Source organism: Streptomyces sp. NPDC059917, from assembly GCF_042730635.1.
In the GTDB taxonomy this organism is placed as follows: Bacteria; Actinomycetota; Actinomycetes; order Streptomycetales; family Streptomycetaceae; genus Streptomyces.
The window spans coordinates 41,332-55,445 of the sequence record NZ_JBHWLC010000025.1 but is presented as its reverse complement, the minus strand read 5'-3'; the positions used below and the strand labels follow the sequence as shown (position 1 = coordinate 55,445).

At 71.6% G+C, this 14,114-nt stretch carries 14 protein-coding genes; 6 read left to right on the top strand and 8 right to left on the bottom strand.

What is annotated here, in order from left to right; all coding sequences use genetic code 11:
* Positions 1-36 precede the first annotated feature (36 nt).
* Positions 37-777, top strand: a complete 741-nt coding sequence (locus ACFWAR_RS16960) for a hypothetical protein (protein ID WP_385777795.1) — start codon at positions 37-39, stop codon at positions 775-777.
* On the opposite strand, the gene ACFWAR_RS16955 is transcribed toward ACFWAR_RS16960, so the two are convergent.
* Positions 701-1,891: a methyltransferase domain-containing protein gene (locus ACFWAR_RS16955; protein WP_385777794.1), complete on the bottom strand. Its 1,191-nt coding sequence runs from the start codon at positions 1,889-1,891 to the stop codon at positions 701-703. The two genes, ACFWAR_RS16960 and ACFWAR_RS16955, sit on opposite strands and share 77 nt — an antisense overlap.
* 136 nt (positions 1,892-2,027) lie before the next feature.
* Between ACFWAR_RS16955 and ACFWAR_RS16950 the strand changes: the two genes are divergently transcribed.
* The 3 genes from ACFWAR_RS16950 (at position 2,028) to ACFWAR_RS16940 (ending at position 4,680) form a co-directional block, all read left to right on the top strand.
* Positions 2,028-2,924 carry a polysaccharide deacetylase family protein gene (locus ACFWAR_RS16950; protein WP_385777793.1) on the top strand — a complete coding sequence of 299 codons (897 nt, stop codon included), beginning with the start codon at positions 2,028-2,030 and terminating at the stop codon, positions 2,922-2,924.
* A complete protein-coding gene (locus ACFWAR_RS16945; protein ID WP_385777791.1) occupies positions 2,921-3,820 on the top strand; it encodes a polysaccharide deacetylase family protein in 900 nt (299 codons plus the stop codon). The genes ACFWAR_RS16950 and ACFWAR_RS16945 overlap by 4 nt, the downstream gene beginning before the upstream one ends.
* Positions 3,821-3,894: 74 nt before the next feature.
* A complete protein-coding gene (locus tag ACFWAR_RS16940) occupies positions 3,895-4,680 on the top strand; it encodes a GNAT family N-acetyltransferase (RefSeq protein ID WP_385777789.1) in 786 nt (261 codons plus the stop codon).
* A gap of 27 nt (positions 4,681-4,707) precedes the next feature.
* Here ACFWAR_RS16940 and ACFWAR_RS16935 read toward each other — a convergent pair whose 3' ends face one another.
* The 4 genes from ACFWAR_RS16935 to ACFWAR_RS16920 are packed head-to-tail and all read right to left on the bottom strand — an operon-like array spanning position 4,708 to position 9,414.
* The gene (locus ACFWAR_RS16935) at positions 4,708-6,096 is read right to left on the bottom strand and encodes an FtsW/RodA/SpoVE family cell cycle protein (RefSeq protein WP_385777787.1); all 1,389 of its coding nucleotides are present in this window, start codon (positions 6,094-6,096) and stop codon (positions 4,708-4,710) included.
* Entirely contained in the window at positions 6,084-7,316 is a 1,233-nt protein-coding gene (locus ACFWAR_RS16930) for an LCP family protein (protein WP_385777784.1), read from the bottom strand. Before ACFWAR_RS16930 ends, ACFWAR_RS16935 begins: the two co-directional genes overlap by 13 nt.
* A gap of 57 nt (positions 7,317-7,373) precedes the next feature.
* Positions 7,374-8,729 carry a sensor histidine kinase gene (locus tag ACFWAR_RS16925; protein ID WP_385777781.1) on the bottom strand — a complete coding sequence of 452 codons (1,356 nt, stop codon included), beginning with the start codon at positions 8,727-8,729 and terminating at the stop codon, positions 7,374-7,376.
* Positions 8,722-9,414, bottom strand: a complete 693-nt coding sequence (locus ACFWAR_RS16920; protein WP_385777778.1) for a response regulator transcription factor — start codon at positions 9,412-9,414, stop codon at positions 8,722-8,724. Before ACFWAR_RS16920 ends, ACFWAR_RS16925 begins: the two co-directional genes overlap by 8 nt.
* Before the next feature lie 222 nt (positions 9,415-9,636).
* Here ACFWAR_RS16920 and groES point away from each other — a divergent pair, with 222 nt between their 5' ends.
* On the top strand, positions 9,637-9,945 hold the full coding sequence (gene groES, locus ACFWAR_RS16915) for a co-chaperone GroES (protein WP_008739621.1): 309 nt from the start codon (positions 9,637-9,639) through the stop codon (positions 9,943-9,945).
* A 133-nt stretch (positions 9,946-10,078) separates the two neighbouring features.
* Entirely contained in the window at positions 10,079-11,704 is a 1,626-nt protein-coding gene (gene groL, locus ACFWAR_RS16910) for a chaperonin GroEL (protein ID WP_385777775.1), read from the top strand.
* Between the two features lie 87 nt (positions 11,705-11,791).
* Here the strand turns inward: groL and ACFWAR_RS16905 are convergent, their stop codons facing one another.
* The 3 genes from ACFWAR_RS16905 to ACFWAR_RS16895 all read right to left on the bottom strand — a co-directional run bounded on the left by ACFWAR_RS16905 (position 11,792) and on the right by ACFWAR_RS16895 (position 14,087).
* On the bottom strand, positions 11,792-12,481 hold the full coding sequence (locus ACFWAR_RS16905; protein WP_385777772.1) for an ester cyclase: 690 nt from the start codon (positions 12,479-12,481) through the stop codon (positions 11,792-11,794).
* Positions 12,482-12,556: 75 nt separating this feature from the next.
* Positions 12,557-13,330, bottom strand: a complete 774-nt coding sequence (locus ACFWAR_RS16900) for an SDR family oxidoreductase (RefSeq protein WP_354383038.1) — start codon at positions 13,328-13,330, stop codon at positions 12,557-12,559.
* 67 nt (positions 13,331-13,397) lie between these two features.
* Positions 13,398-14,087: an MOSC domain-containing protein gene (locus ACFWAR_RS16895; RefSeq protein WP_385777768.1), complete on the bottom strand. Its 690-nt coding sequence runs from the start codon at positions 14,085-14,087 to the stop codon at positions 13,398-13,400.
* Positions 14,088-14,114: the final 27 nt, after the last annotated feature.

Sequence of the window (14,114 nt, the reverse complement as noted above, 5' to 3'; positions counted from 1 at the left end):
CCCGGACCGCTCCGCGGTGCCGCTATCGTCATGCGCATGCCCCGCAGTGACCTGCCGCCACCACCACCGCCCGCGCACCTGCGCGCGTGGCTGGACCCCCACGCCGTCCGGGCCGACCGGGCCCGCTACCTGGGGGAGTTGGAGCGGCTGAGCCTGGGCACGGGGCGGCTGCTGCTGCTCTGGGCGGTCAGCGCCGTCTTCGCCCTCGGCTGGTCCTTCGTGGGCATGGCGCTGATGGCCTTCGAAGAGGGCGGTCTGACCGAGCAGTTCGTCGGCGTCGTCTTCCTGGTCCTGGGCGCGGGGGTCCTCGTACCGGCCGGCTTCTGGTTCGTGTGGGGCGCCAAGCGGGACCGCCGGGTGCGCCAACTGCTCTGCGCGTGGGCCGCGTCGGATCGCGATCCGGTCCATGACGCCCGCCTGCGGATGCCCGGGCGGAGCCTGGCGTGGCTGCTGTCCTCGCTGGCCCTGTGCGCGCTCGGGCTGTGGGTGACCTTCGGGAGCGCGAGCGCCGCCCGGCCCGGCTCGGACACCTACGGCGAGGTGGCCTCCCTGATGGGCCTCGGGATGATCCTGTGGATCACCGGGCTGTTGGGTGCGGGCAAGGCGGCCGCGCACTACCGGTGGGCCCTGCGGGCCTTCCCGCTCGCGCACCCGCCGACCGCGCCGCCCGCGCAGGGCCCGCCCGGGAGCGCCGCCGACGTCACCCCTGCCGCGTCGGTACCGGGGCAGGAGCGCCGATCAGCATCGAAGGAGCGCCCGCCACTCGGGTCAGGATGACCGTCGCGGAGTTCGGCCCCTGCGGCTTGACCTTGCGGCGCAGCTCTTCCGGTTCGATCGCGGAGCCGCGCTTCTTGACGGTCAGGACGCCCACCCCGCGCTCGCGCAGCAGGGCCTTGAGCTTCTTGAGGCCGAAGGGCAGCACGTCGGTGATCTCGTAGGCGGTGGCGTACGGCGTCGCGCGCAGCTCGTCGGCGGTGATGTAGGCGATGGTCGGGTCGATCAACCGCCCGCCGAGCTGCTCGGCGACCTCGGCGACCAGGTGGGCCCGGATGACCGCGCCGTCCGGTTCGTAGAGGTAGCGGCCCACCGGTCCGGCCTCCGGGTCGGGCAGCGGGTCCTCGGTGCGCAGCGTGCGCGGTCCCGGGAGCAGGGTCGCGCGGATGGCGCCGGGCGAGGTCCCGAACCAGAGCACGGCCTCCTTCACGTCCCCCGCGTCGGAGATCCACTCGGCCTCGGCCTCGGCCGGGACGGCCTCGTGCGGGATCCCGGGGGCGATCTTGATGGCGGCGAACTTCGCCGCGCGGGCGGTCTCGACGGCCCAGGACAGCGGCGGCGAGTACCCCTCGGGGTCGAAGATCCGCCCGCGTCCGCCGCGCCGGGCCGGGTCGAGGAAGACGGCGTCGTAGCCGGCGGTGTCGACCTCGGTGACATCGGCCTCCACGACCTCGATCAGGTCGGCCAGCCCCAGCGCCCGCGCGTTCGCGCGGGCGACGGCGACGGTCAGCGGGTCCCGGTCCACGGCGAGCACCCGGATCCCGGCGCGGGCCAGCGCCAGCGCGTCCCCGCCGATGCCGCAGCACAGGTCGGCGACCGACCGTACGCCGAGCGCGGCGATCCGCTCGGCGCGGTACGTCGCCACGGCCGCCCGGGTGGCCATCTCGCCGCCGCCGGGCGTGAAGTACATCCGGTACGCGTCCTCGGCCCCGAACTTCACCACCGCGCGCTGGCGCAGCCGGGCCTGTCCGAGGGCGGCGGAGACCAGCTCGGCGGGGTGTTCGCGGCGCAGCCGGGTGGCCACGGCCAGCTCCTGGGCCGGGTCGTAGTCGCGCAGCGAGTCGAGCAGGGCGCGGCCCTCGGGGGCGAGCAGGGCGGCGAAGTCTTCGGGGTTCACCGCTTCATTGTCGGACAGTTTGGGCCACTCGATGGATCGTCCGCCGCCGGTCGCGGTGTCGTCGCGGGAGCGCGGGGGTCGGGTGTCAGGATGCGCAGCTATGCAGCTAGTAGGAAAAAACGGAAATAACGCGCGTATGGGTCACCGAGTCGCGGGCACGCGCGGCCGGTACGGGGTGGCGCTGGCCGCGCTGCTGGTCGCCGCCCTCGGGACGGCCTGCGGCTCGACCGGGTCCGCCCCCGCGGTGAAGGACAAGAAGGCGGAGACCGGCCGCAGCGGCGCCCAGGGCGGCCCCGCGGTCAGCGCCCAGCAGCTCCAGCAGGCACGGGTGCTCGCCGCCAAGAAGTGGGGGCTGGCCCAGGCGCCGCTCGCCGCGCCCGCGGCGCCGAAGACCAAGCCGGAGATCACCTTCCGCAAGGGCTTCGAGGTGGAGGACGGCGACGAGCTCCCGCCGGTCTTCACGACCGTGCCCACCGAGGACAAGGTCGTCTTCCTGACGATCGACGACGGGGCCGAGAAGGACCCCGAGTTCCTCAAGATGATGCAGGAACTGAAGCTCCCGTACACGGCGTTCCTCAGCGACTACCTGGTGCGCGACAACTACGCGTACTTCAAGCAGATGCAGTCCGAGGGCGTCTCCCTCAACAACCACACGCTCAACCACCGCTACCTGCCCGGCCTCTCCTACGAGAAGCAGCGCCAGGAGATCTGCGGCATGCAGGACACCATCCAGAAGGAGTTCGGCAAGCGCCCGACGCTCTTCCGCCCGCCGTACGGCAACTACAACCAGGACACGCTGCGCGCGGCCAAGTCGTGCGGAGTGAAGGCCGTTCCGATCTGGAACGCGGAGGCGTTCACGGACAGAATGGACTACCGGGAAGAGGACAAGGACCTGCACCCCGGCGACATCATCCTCACGCACTTCCGGGGGCGGGAGGACTGGAAGGGCACGATGCCTGACATGATCCGCCAGGTGATGAAGACCGTCACGGCGAAGGGATACGCCGTGGCCCGCTTGGAGGATTACTTGTGAGCATCGCGCGCCGGTTGACGGCCGGAACGCTGGCGGCCGGCGCGCTCGCGCTGTCCCTGTCGGGGTGCGGGAACAGCGTGGACCCCATCGAGCGGCTCGGCCGCAAGACGGCGCAGGCGTCGCAGGGAACCGCGACGGACGGCACGGGCCCGGGAGGCGGCAGCGGCAAGCCGTCTCCCGCGCCCTCCGCGAGCGCCTCCGCGAACGACGCCCACAAGCGCTGGGGCCTCGCCAAGCCGCTGGAATTCGCGGCGAAGCCCGCGCAGAAGCCGCAGATCCCGAAGGCCGCGCCGGGCAAGATACCCGTGGTGAACCGCATACCCGTGCCCGCCGGGGAGAAGACCGTCTTCCTGACCTTCGACGACGGCGCGGAGAAGAACCCCGAGTTCCTGAAGATGGCGGCCGACCTCAAGCTGCCGATCAGCATGTTCCTGACGGACAACATCGCCTCGTCGGACTACGGGCACTTCCAGTCGCTCCGCGACAACGGCTCGCGCAGCACGATAAACAACCACACGCTGACCCACCCGAACCTGCGCACGCTGTCCTTCGCGGCGCAGAAGAAGGAGATATGCGGCCAGCAGGAACGCCTGGAGAAGCGCTTCGGCGCCAAGCCGCCCCTCTTCCGCCCGCCGTACGGCAACTACAACGACGACACCCTGCGCGCCGCCTCCGAGTGCGGGATCTCGTACGTGGTCCTGTGGCAGGCGTCGATGCAGATCAACAACTTCCAGTACGCCGAGGGCGACGCCCTCAAGCCCGGTGACATCGTCCTGGCCCACTTCCGCGGCCCGGCCGAGCTGAAGGGCGCGACGGAGATCGAGATGACGACCCGGATGCTCCAGCGCATACAGGAGCAGGGCTACAAGATCGGGCGCCTGGAGGACTACCTCTGATCCCCGCCCCCGCGCCGCGGCCGGCGGCCGAAAAGGGCGGGCGGGCGCGGGCGGGCGCTGGTTAGGGTGCGTTCATGAGCGGACCCGTACCCGAAACGCAGCAGATCACGGCCTTCATGTCCGGCTTCGCCCGCAGGCAGGCGGAGCGCACGGTCGACCTGGTCGGCGGCTTCGCGGCGCTCGACGACACCTTCCACCACTCCCGGGCCGACAACCAGGTCGTCATCGACGACCCCGCCGCCCTGGACCCCGAGACGCTCCCCGCCCTCGCCGACGGGGCGCTCGGGCACCTGCCCTTCCGGCTGGTCAGCGTCCTGGACGAGACGTTCGGAGCCGCCGCGGCCCCGTCCATGGTCCGGGCCGGCTACACGCACCTGAGTCTGGTCGTCCTGCGGCACACCGGACCGGTACCGGCCCCCGGCGCCGGGATCCCCGCCGCCGGTGAGGTGGACCTGGCCGCCTTCCGCGAGCCGCTCGCCCGCCGCTGGCGCGGATTCCTCCCCGAGGCCGACGCGGCGGAGCTGGACCAGCTCGTGGCCCGCCGCCGCGCCAGGCTGCGGGGCGCCGCCGACGTGCGCTTCCTGGGCGCCCGTACCGCCGAGGGGGACGTCGCCGCCTGGTGCGACCTCTACCTCGACCCGGCCTCGGGCACCGCGCAGATCGAGGACCTGATGACCGACGGGGCGCTGCTGGGCCGCGGCCACGGCGACGCCGTCCTCGGCGCGGCCCTGCGCGCGGCCGCCGACGCCGGCTGCGGCACGCGCTTCCTCACCGCCGACGAGGCCGACTGGCCCCGGCACTGGTACGCGCGCCGGGGCTTCGTCCCGGTGGGCCGGGTGCACGTCTTCGACCGCGGCTGAACCGCGGCCTGGGCCGACGGAGCAGCGCTACGCCGCCAGCGTGGCCGGGGGCTCCGACATCGGTCGGGAGTCCGCCTCCCGCTGCCGCTCCGCGCTGTCGCTGATCCGGATCAGCAACCCGATCATGATCCAGTTGGCCAGGAGCGACGAGCCGCCGCTCGCCAGGAACGGCAGCGCCTTTCCACTGAGCGGGATCAGCCCGGTCACCCCGCCCGCGACCACGAAGACCTGGAGCGCCAGCGCCGACGCCAGGCCGACCGACAGCAGCTTGCCGAAGGGGTCGCGGGCGCCGAGCGCCATCCGCAGTCCCCGCTGGACCAGCAGCGCGTAGATGATCAGCACCGCCATCACCCCGGCCAGGCCCAGCTCCTCGCCGACCGTGGTCAGGATGAAGTCGCTGCGTCCCGCGAAGCCGAGCAGCTCGGGGTGGCCCATGCCGAGGCCGGTGCCCGAGACCCCGCCGGTGCCGAAGCTGAACAGCGCCTGCGCCGACTGGTCGGAGGTGATGCCCGCCGGGCGCGGGGTCTGGTAGTACGACAGCGGGTCCAGCCAGGCGGCGACGCGGCCCTTCACGTGCGGCTGGGTCGAGCCCACGACGAAGGCGCCGAGGGCGGCCATGAGACCGCCGCAGATGATCCAGCTGGTCCGCTCGGTGGCGACGTAGAGCATCACCACGAAGACGCCGAAGAAGATCAGCGAGGTGCCGAGGTCGCGCTCGAAGACGAGCACCAGCAGCGAGACGAGCCACACGGTGATGATCGGGCCGAGCTGGCGCATCGGCGGCAGCCGCATGCCCAGGAACTTGCGCCCGGCCAGGGCCAGCGCGTCGCGGTGCAGCACCAGGTAGCCCGCGAAGAACACCGCGATCATGATCTTCACGAACTCGCCGGGCTGGAGCGACATCCCGAAGAGGATGATCCAGCGCTTCGCGCCGTACTTGTCCGCGCCGAAGAAGGCGGGCGCGATCAGGAGCACCAGCGAGACGACCATCGTGATGTAGATGAAGCGCTGGAGCAGCCGGTGGTCGCGCAGCAGCGCCACCACGCCCAGGCAGGCCGCCACGCCGATCACCGCCCAGATCAGCTGCCCCTGCGCGACCGCCGGGGCGTTGTACCGCTCGATGTACGACTGGTCCAGCCGGTGCAGCAGCACCAGCCCCAGCCCGGTGAGCAGCATCGCCAGCGGCAGGATCAGCGGATCGGCGTAGGCGGCGAACCGGCGCACGCCGAGGTGCCCCACCAGCGCGAGCAGCGTCATGCTGACCGCGAAGCCGGTGAGGTTGGCGGGCAGCTGGTCGTTCATGGCCAGGCTCGCGCTCACGTGTCCGAAGACGGTGATGGCGACGACCAGGACCAGCAGCAGGGCTTCCGTACGACGGCGGGCGCCCGCCGTCGTGCTCCGGTTCAGTCCACGCACGGGATGCCGCCGCCGTCGATGGCGGGCTTCCTCTCGTCCGCGGTCGGCGGGGGCGCGACCGGCGGGGTCGAACCGGCGGCTCCGGCACCCGGTGACGGGGCAGCGCCACCCGGTGCACTCGGGCTCGCGGTCGCCCTGGGCCCTATCTGCTCGGCAATGAGGCGCTTTATCTTCATATCGTCTACGACGTTGATGTCGGTCCCATGGTTGCTTCCGAACCGCTCGATGGGCAGTGTCGTGAATTCCACATTGCCACCGGAGAGGTTCTTCGCCTGCTTGACGAAGGACATCAGGTCCCATCCCTCGTCCGTCACCACGTCCTGCTTGGCCGTGTTGATCAGCTTGAGCAGTTTCACCGGATCCGTAAAGGTCCCCGCGTCGTTCAGTTTCTTCGTCGCCCCGGCGAGGAAGGCCTGCTGGCGCCGCGTCCGGTCCAGGTCGCCCCCGTCCAGACCCATCCGCTGGCGCACGAAGGCCAGGGACTGCTGCCCGTTCAGGGTCTGCCGCCCGGCCGGGAAGTCCGCGCCGGAGTTCTTGTCCTTGACCGCCTTGTTCAGGCACACCGGTACGCCGCCCAGCGCGTCCGCCACGTGGTAGAAACCGGCCAGGTTCAGCTCGGCGAAGTGGTCGATCGGCACGCCCAGGAAGGCCCGCACCGTGTCGAGCGAGGCCTTGCGCCCCGCCTCGCGCCCCTCGCGCTCCAGCTCCCGGCCGTCCTTGACCCCCTGGCCGGACAGCTGCTCCTCGCGCTTCGCCTTCGCCCGCCCGTAGGCCTCCTTGATCTTCTGCTTGCCCGTGTCCCCGGGCACCCCGTGCATCGTCACGAAGTCGTCGCGCGGGATGGAGAAGGCCTTCGCCCTGCCGCCGTCGGCGGGCACGTGCAGCAGGATCAGGGTGTTGGTGTTGTAGCCGCCGATGTCGGAACTCCCGGCGTGCAGCTTGTCGAGGACCGAGTCCGGCAGCGGCTCGCCGTTCTGGTCCCGACGGCTGTCCAACCCCATCAACAGGATGTTCAGGTCCCCGGCCTGCGACTTCTCGGCGCCCTCCAAGGCCTTGGAGCTGCCGATGCTGCCCGCCAGGTCGTCGTAGAGGTACCAGCCCGTGGCCCCCGCCAGCACGGCCAGCGCGCAGCCGGTGACCAGCAGCGCGCGCCCGATCCGCCGGTGCGGCCCGCGTGCCCCCCGGGTGCCCTGACCCGTCTTCCTGCGATGCGCACTCATGCCATCCGATGCTGGGGGCCGGTCGCTGAAGGAAACCTGAGGTTCCTGAAGACCCTTTCAGGACCCGGCCGGCAGCCGCAGCACCAGGCGCGCCCCGCCGCCGTCCGCCGGGGCCACCGCGCTCACCTCGCCGCCGTGCGAGCGGGCGATCTCCCGGGCGATGGCCAGGCCCAGCCCGGTGCCGCCGCTGGCCCGGCCCCGGTCCGGATCCAGCCGCACGAACCGCTCGAAGACCCGGTCCCGGTCCGCCTCCGGGATCCCCGGACCGTCGTCGGTGACCTCCAGCACCTTCCAGCCACCGCGCGCGTACGCCCGTACGACCACCTCGCCACGGGCGTGCCGCAGCGCGTTGTCCACCAGGTTGGCCAGCGCCCGCTCCAGCCGCGCCGGATCCCCGACCGCCGGTACGGGCGCCCCCGCCACCACCCGCAGCCGCACCCGCGGCGCGCGCCGCCGGGCCGCGTCCTCCGCGGCCAGCAGCGCCAGGTCCACCGGCTCGGTGCGCGGCGCCGGCCGCCCGTCGAGCCGGGCCAGCAGCAGCAGGTCGGCCGCGATCCGCTGGAGCCGCTCGGTGTCGGCCAGGGCGGCCGCGACCGACTCCCGGTCGGGCTCCTCCAGCGCCACCTCCAGCCGGGACCGCACGGCGGCCAGCGGATTGCGCAGCTCGTGCGAGGCGTCGGCGGTGAACTGGCGCTGGCGCGCGTCCGAGCGCTCCAGCCGGTCCAGGGTGTCGTTCACGGTCCGGGCGAGGCGCGCGATCTCGTCCGCCCCGCCCGGGTCGGGCACCCGCCGGTCCAGCTCGCTCGCGGTCACCGAGGCCAGCGCGTCGCCGATCGCGGTGACCGGGCGCAGCGCCAGCCCCGCGACCCACCAGGCGAGCGCGGCCGCGAAGGCGATCAGCGGGGGCGCGCCGCCCAGCATCCCGTAGGCGACGGAACGGGTGGCGCCGTCCACGTCCCCGAGGACGGTCATCGCGTAGACGTAGTGCGGCGCCCCGGCGGCTCCGGGCGGCCCGGGGGAGCGGACCACGACCACCGCGCGCCGCTCCCCGCTCCCGGGGGCGGGCGGCGGCAGGACGGCCGCGCGCGAATCCGCCCCGGCGGCCGGCCGCAGCCCCGCCAGCTCGGCGGGCAGCCGCCCCGGATCCCCGCTGGCGGCGGTCACCGCGCCCGCGGAGTCCAGGACGAGCACCAGGTCCACTCCGCTCTCGGGGGCCGGCAGCCGCCCCGCGGGCAGGGTCCGGGTGTCGAGCTGGGCCGCCACCTTGCGGGCGGCCAGTTCGGTGCGGCCGTTGGTGTTGTCCAGCAGGTTGGCCCGCAGCAGGGCGTAGAGCCAGATCCCGCCGACGGCCAGGACGGCCGCCATCGCGAGCGCGGCGGCGAGGGCCGCGCGGGCCCGGACGCTGCTAACCACCGTCGGGGGCCATCCGGTAGCCGGTGCCGTGGACGGTGCGGATGGAGCGGCGCCCGAAGGGGGCGTCGATCTTCTTGCGCAGCGAGGAGACGTACACCTCGACGATGTTCGGGTCGATGCCCGCGGAGCCGCCGGGGGAGCGCCAGACCTCGTCGAGGATCTCCTGCTTGGCCACGGCCCGTCCCGGGTTCTCCATCAGGCAGGCCAGCACGCCCAGCTCGCGGGCGGTCAGCTCGATGTCCCGGGTGCCCCGGCGGCAGCGGCGGGCCTCGGGGTCGAGGAAGAGGTCGCCGGCCTGGAGGGTGGGGGAGCGCCCGGGCGCCCCGGCCCGCCGGGCCAGCGCCCGGACGCGGGCGCCCAGGACGACGAAGGAGAACGGCTTGGTCAGGTAGTCGTCGGCGCCGGAGTCCAGGCCCTCGGCCTCGTCGTACTCGCCGTCCTTGGCGGTGAGCATCAGCACCGGGGTCGCGTCGCCGTGGGCGCGCATCCGCGTGCAGATCTCGTACCCGCTGAGCCCGGGCAGCATCAGGTCCAGCAGGACCACGTCGTAGGGGCCGCCGCTGAGCGCCAGCTCCAGGCCGCGGTGGCCGTCGTGCGCGACCTCGACCCAGTGGCCCTCGGCGGACAGGCCGCGCCGCAGGGACTCGGCCAGTCCCTCTTCGTCTTCGACCACGAGAATGCGCACGTCCCAAGCGTCACACACCGGGCGGGGACAACACCGGACGCGAGAAATTGGCACTCCGCTTGACCGAGTGCTAATCGCCGGAATAGTCTCGGGCCTGGCACTCGCCACTGGTGAGTGCCAACACAGCGACAGGCAGGTCCGGCACCCGCGACGACGGAACCACCTGGTCGCCACCCCAAAAACAGTTAACCCCGTGAGATCTCCGAAGGGGGAGACCGGATCGTGACGACCACCAGCTCCAAGGTTGCCATCAAGCCGCTTGAGGACCGCATCGTGGTCCAGCCGCTCGACGCCGAGCAGACCACGGCTTCCGGCCTGGTCATCCCGGACACCGCGAAGGAGAAGCCCCAGGAGGGCGTCGTCCTCGCCGTGGGTCCGGGTCGCTTCGAGGACGGCCAGCGTCTTCCGCTGGACGTCACCGTCGGCGACGTCGTCCTGTACAGCAAGTACGGCGGCACCGAAGTGAAGTACAACGGCGAGGAGTACCTCGTCCTCTCGGCCCGCGACGTGCTCGCGATCGTCGAGAAGTAAGTCACTTCTCCAGTTTTGCTTTGAGCTACGCCCCTGGTCACCCCTGCTGATGCCGGGCGGCGAGGGGCGTAGTTCGTTCAAGGCGGTCGCGGTGAGCGGCCGGGGATCGCAACGAGAGGGCTGAACCGCTCCCATGCCGAAGATTCTTAAGTTTGACGAGGACGCCCGTCGCGCTCTGGAGCGCGGCGTCAACAAGCTTGCCGACACGGTCAAGGTGACGATCGGCCCCAAGGGCCGCAACGTCGTCATCGACAAGAAGTTCGGCGCTCCCACCATCACCAACGACGGTGTCACCATCGCGCGCGAGGTCGAGCTCGACGACCCGTACGAGAACCTCGGTGCCCAGCTCGTGAAGGAGGTGGCGACCAAGACCAACGACATCGCGGGTGACGGCACCACCACCGCCACCGTGCTGGCCCAGGCGCTGGTCCGCGAGGGTCTGCGCAACGTCGCCGCCGGCGCCTCCCCGGCCGCCCTGAAGAAGGGCATCGACGCGGCGGTCAAGGCCGTCTCCGCGGACCTGCTGGAGACCGCCCGCCCGATCGAGGACAAGTCCGACATCGCCGCCGTGGCCGCGCTCTCCGCGCAGGACACCCAGGTCGGCGAGCTCATCGCCGAGGCGATGGACAAGGTCGGCAAGGACGGTGTCATCACCGTCGAGGAGTCCAACACCTTCGGCCTGGAGCTGGAGTTCACCGAGGGCATGGCCTTCGACAAGGGCTACCTCTCCCCGTACATGGTGTCCGACCAGGAGCGTATGGAGGCCGTCCTCGAGGACCCCTACATCCTGATCAACCAGGGCAAGATCTCGTCCATCCAGGACCTGCTGCCGCTGCTGGAGAAGGTCATCCAGGCGGGCGCCTCCAAGCCGCTGCTGATCATCGCCGAGGACGTCGAGGGCGAGGCGCTCTCCACCCTCGTCGTCAACAAGATCCGTGGCACCTTCAACGCCGTGGCCGTCAAGGCCCCCGGCTTCGGTGACCGCCGCAAGGCGATGCTCCAGGACATGGCCGCCCTCACCGGCGCCACCGTCATCGCCGAAGAGGTCGGCCTCAAGCTCGACCAGGCCGGTCTGGACGTCCTCGGTACCGCGCGCCGCGTGACCATCTCCAAGGACGACACGGTCATCGTCGACGGTGGCGGCAGCAGCGACGACGTGCTCGGTCGCGTCAACCAGATCAAGGCCGAGATCGAGTCCACGGACTCGGACTGGGACCGCGAGAAGCTGCAGGAGCGCCTGGCGAAGCTCGCCGGTGGCGTCTGCGTCATCAAGGTCGGCGCCGCCACCGAGGTGGAGCTCAAGGAGAAGAAGCACCGTCTCGAGGACGCCATCTCGGCGACCCGCGCCGCGGTCGAGGAGGGCATCGTCTCCGGCGGTGGCTCCGCGCTCGTCCACGCCGTCAAGGTCCTGGAGGGCAACCTCGGCCTGACCGGCGACGAGGCCACCGGTGTCTCGGTCGTCCGTCGCGCCGCCGTCGAGCCGCTGCGCTGGATCGCGGAGAACGCGGGCCTCGAGGGCTACGTCATCACCTCGAAGGTCGCCGAGCTCGACAAGGGCCAGGGCTTCAACGCCGCCACCGGCGAGTACGGCGACCTGGTCAAGGCCGGCGTCATCGACCCGGTCAAGGTCACGCGCTCCGCCCTGGAGAACGCCGCCTCCATCGCCTCCCTGCTGCTCACGACCGAGACCCTGGTCGTCGAGAAGCCGGCTGACGAAGAGGCCGACGCCGGTCACGGCGGCCACGGCCACAGCCACTGACCCGGTCGTAGCGCGCCGGCCCGCCGGCGCGCCCGCCCACGGGCACATGGGAAAGCCCCGTTCCTCCGGAACGGGGCTTTCTCCGTCTCACATGCCCAGCTGGCGCATCAGTCCCGGTGCGTCGTAGTACCACCAGTCCTCCGCGATCTGGCCGTTCTCCATCCGGATCGTCGTACAACCCGACATCGTGACTTCCTTGCCGGTCGGTGCGACCCCCATGAACTCGCCGCGGTGGGTGCCGCGCCAGTCCCACAGGGTGGTGACGCAGTCGCCCTCGGCGATCTGGCGCGTCCTGTCGAAGGTGAAGTCGAAGGCGTCGCGCCACATGCCGATCGTGCGCCGCATGCCGTCCCGGCCGTTGCCCAGTCCCTCGGTGTCCATCATGTCGTGGCTGATGTAACCGACCGCCACGCACTCGTCGATGACGTCGAAGTCGCCCTTGACGGCGACGTCCTCGAAGATCCGGTTCGCGACGAGCTTGTTGAGGTACTCGTCGCGCACCACGTCGAGGTTCATGAACTTGGGCATGCCGTCGCAGAGGGCCACCATCTCCTGGAACATCCGGTCCGTCTCCGGGAGTTGAGAGTTCCTCATGGCCTCCTCGTAGGAGGGGAATTCGACCAGGTCCACGTAGTGGGTGCCCGAGTCGCGGTCCCTGCCGATCAGGGTGTGGGTGACCGTGCGCCTGCCGGCGGTCTGTTCCGCGTAGCGGTCGATGAGGGCGTTCATCTCGTCGAACCGCTTGGTCTCGTAATCGATTACCTGTACGAATGTCATCGCGTCGCCTCCCAGCGGGAACGGGACACGTCCAGTTTAAGGAGAATCGCGCCAATTGGGTGGTTTACCCGCAAGTCACTGGGGGCCGTACTTGCGGCCCGTGCGCGAGGACACCCCGCCCAGCAGCCCGCGCGGGGCCAGCTTCACCACGCTCATCAGCGCCTTGTAGCGGGGGTCCGGGATCGACACCGTCCGCCCGCGCGCCAGGTCGGCCAGCGCCTCGGCGACCAGCTTGTCCGCGTCCAGCCACATCCAGTTGGGGATGTTGTCGGTGCCCATCCCGGCCCGCTCGTGGAACTCCGTACGGACGAAGCCGGGGCACAGGGCCATCAGCCGGACCCCGGAGTCCGCCAGGTCCTTCGCCGCGCCCTGGGTGAACTGCACGACCCAGGCCTTGCTCGCCCCATAGGTCCCGCGCGGCAGGAAGGCGGCCACCGAGGCCACGTTCACCACGCCGCCGCGGCCGCGCGTGCGCATCGACCCGGTCGCCGCCGAGGTCAGCCGCAGGACGGCCTCGATGTGCACCTTGATCATGGTCAGCTCGTCGGCCATCGGCACCTCCAGGTACCGGCCCTTGTTGCCGAAGCCCGCGTTGTTGACCAGCAGGTCCACCGGGTGCTTGAGGTCGGCCAGGCGCTGCTCGACCGCCGTGATGCCCTCCTCCGTGGAGAGGTCGGCGCTCAGCACCTCGGCCTCGATGCCGTGCCGGTCGTGCAGCTCGGTCGCCTGCTCGCCGAGCCGCTTGGTGTCGCGCGCGACCAGCACCAGGTTGTGCCCCTGGGCGGCGAGCTTGCGTGCGAAGGCGGCGCCGATGCCCGCCGTGGATCCTGTGATCAACGCAGTCGTCATAGGCGCAACCTAGTGCGCCGACCGCGAATGTCCACCGGGTGGCGGCGCCGCTGCCCGTCGCGGGCCGTCAGTCCCGCGCGCCACCGCCCCCGGCGCCGTGCTTCGCCACGTACGCGCGGATCGTGTCGCGTGCCTGGGGCTCCAGCGCGTCGCCCGCCGCCAGTGCCCGCGGGAGCAGTGCGCGCTCGGTGGTGAAGGCGCGGAACCAGAAGCCGACGCTCACCTCGTGCTCCGGCCGGTGGACGACCTCGATCGGGTCGCCCGGGGAGACGGAGCCCTCCTCGATCACCCGCAGGTACGCGCCCGGGCGGACCTCCCGGGTGAAGCGCTTGACCCAGCTCTCCTCCTCCAGGAACCCCTGGAAGGTCCGGCACGGGATCCGGGCGGAGGCCACTTCGAGGACCAGGTCCGCGCCGACCCGCCACCGCTCGCCCACCCGCGCACCGGTGACGTCGAGCCCCGCGGTGGTGAAGTTCTCGCCGAAGATCCCGCCGGGCAGCGTCCGGCCCAGCTCGCCCTCCCACCAGTCCAGGTCCTCGCGCGCGTACGCGTAGACCGCCTGGTGGTCGCCGCCGTGGTGGCGCAGGTCGCAGACGGCGTCGCCCTCGACGCCGCTGGCGCCGGAGCCCTTGGGGCCGGGCGCGAAGACGCGCAGCGGTCCGGCCACCGGTCGCTTGTCGCTGCCGGTCAGGCCGCCCTCGGCGTCGGTGTAGTCGACGACCGCCGCGCGGCCCACGTTGAGGGATATCAGCTCCATGGGGGCACGCTAACCGAGCACCCTCAA

What these genes read in the sequence shown, in the direction of transcription:
- ACFWAR_RS16940 (WP_385777789.1), top strand. Translation starts at nt 3,895, where the DNA reads ATGAGCGGACCCGTACCCGAAACGCAGCAGATCACGGCCTTCATGTCC.
- ACFWAR_RS16960 (WP_385777795.1), top strand. Translation starts at nt 37, where the DNA reads ATGCCCCGCAGTGACCTGCCGCCACCACCACCGCCCGCGCACCTGCGC.
- ACFWAR_RS16950 (WP_385777793.1), top strand. Translation starts at nt 2,028, where the DNA reads ATGGGTCACCGAGTCGCGGGCACGCGCGGCCGGTACGGGGTGGCGCTG.
- ACFWAR_RS16905 (WP_385777772.1), bottom strand. Translation starts at nt 12,481, where the DNA reads ATGACATTCGTACAGGTAATCGATTACGAGACCAAGCGGTTCGACGAG.
- groL (WP_385777775.1), top strand. Translation starts at nt 10,079, where the DNA reads ATGCCGAAGATTCTTAAGTTTGACGAGGACGCCCGTCGCGCTCTGGAG.
- ACFWAR_RS16930 (WP_385777784.1), bottom strand. Translation starts at nt 7,316, where the DNA reads ATGAGTGCGCATCGCAGGAAGACGGGTCAGGGCACCCGGGGGGCACGC.
- ACFWAR_RS16900 (WP_354383038.1), bottom strand. Translation starts at nt 13,330, where the DNA reads ATGACGACTGCGTTGATCACAGGATCCACGGCGGGCATCGGCGCCGCC.
- ACFWAR_RS16895 (WP_385777768.1), bottom strand. Translation starts at nt 14,087, where the DNA reads ATGGAGCTGATATCCCTCAACGTGGGCCGCGCGGCGGTCGTCGACTAC.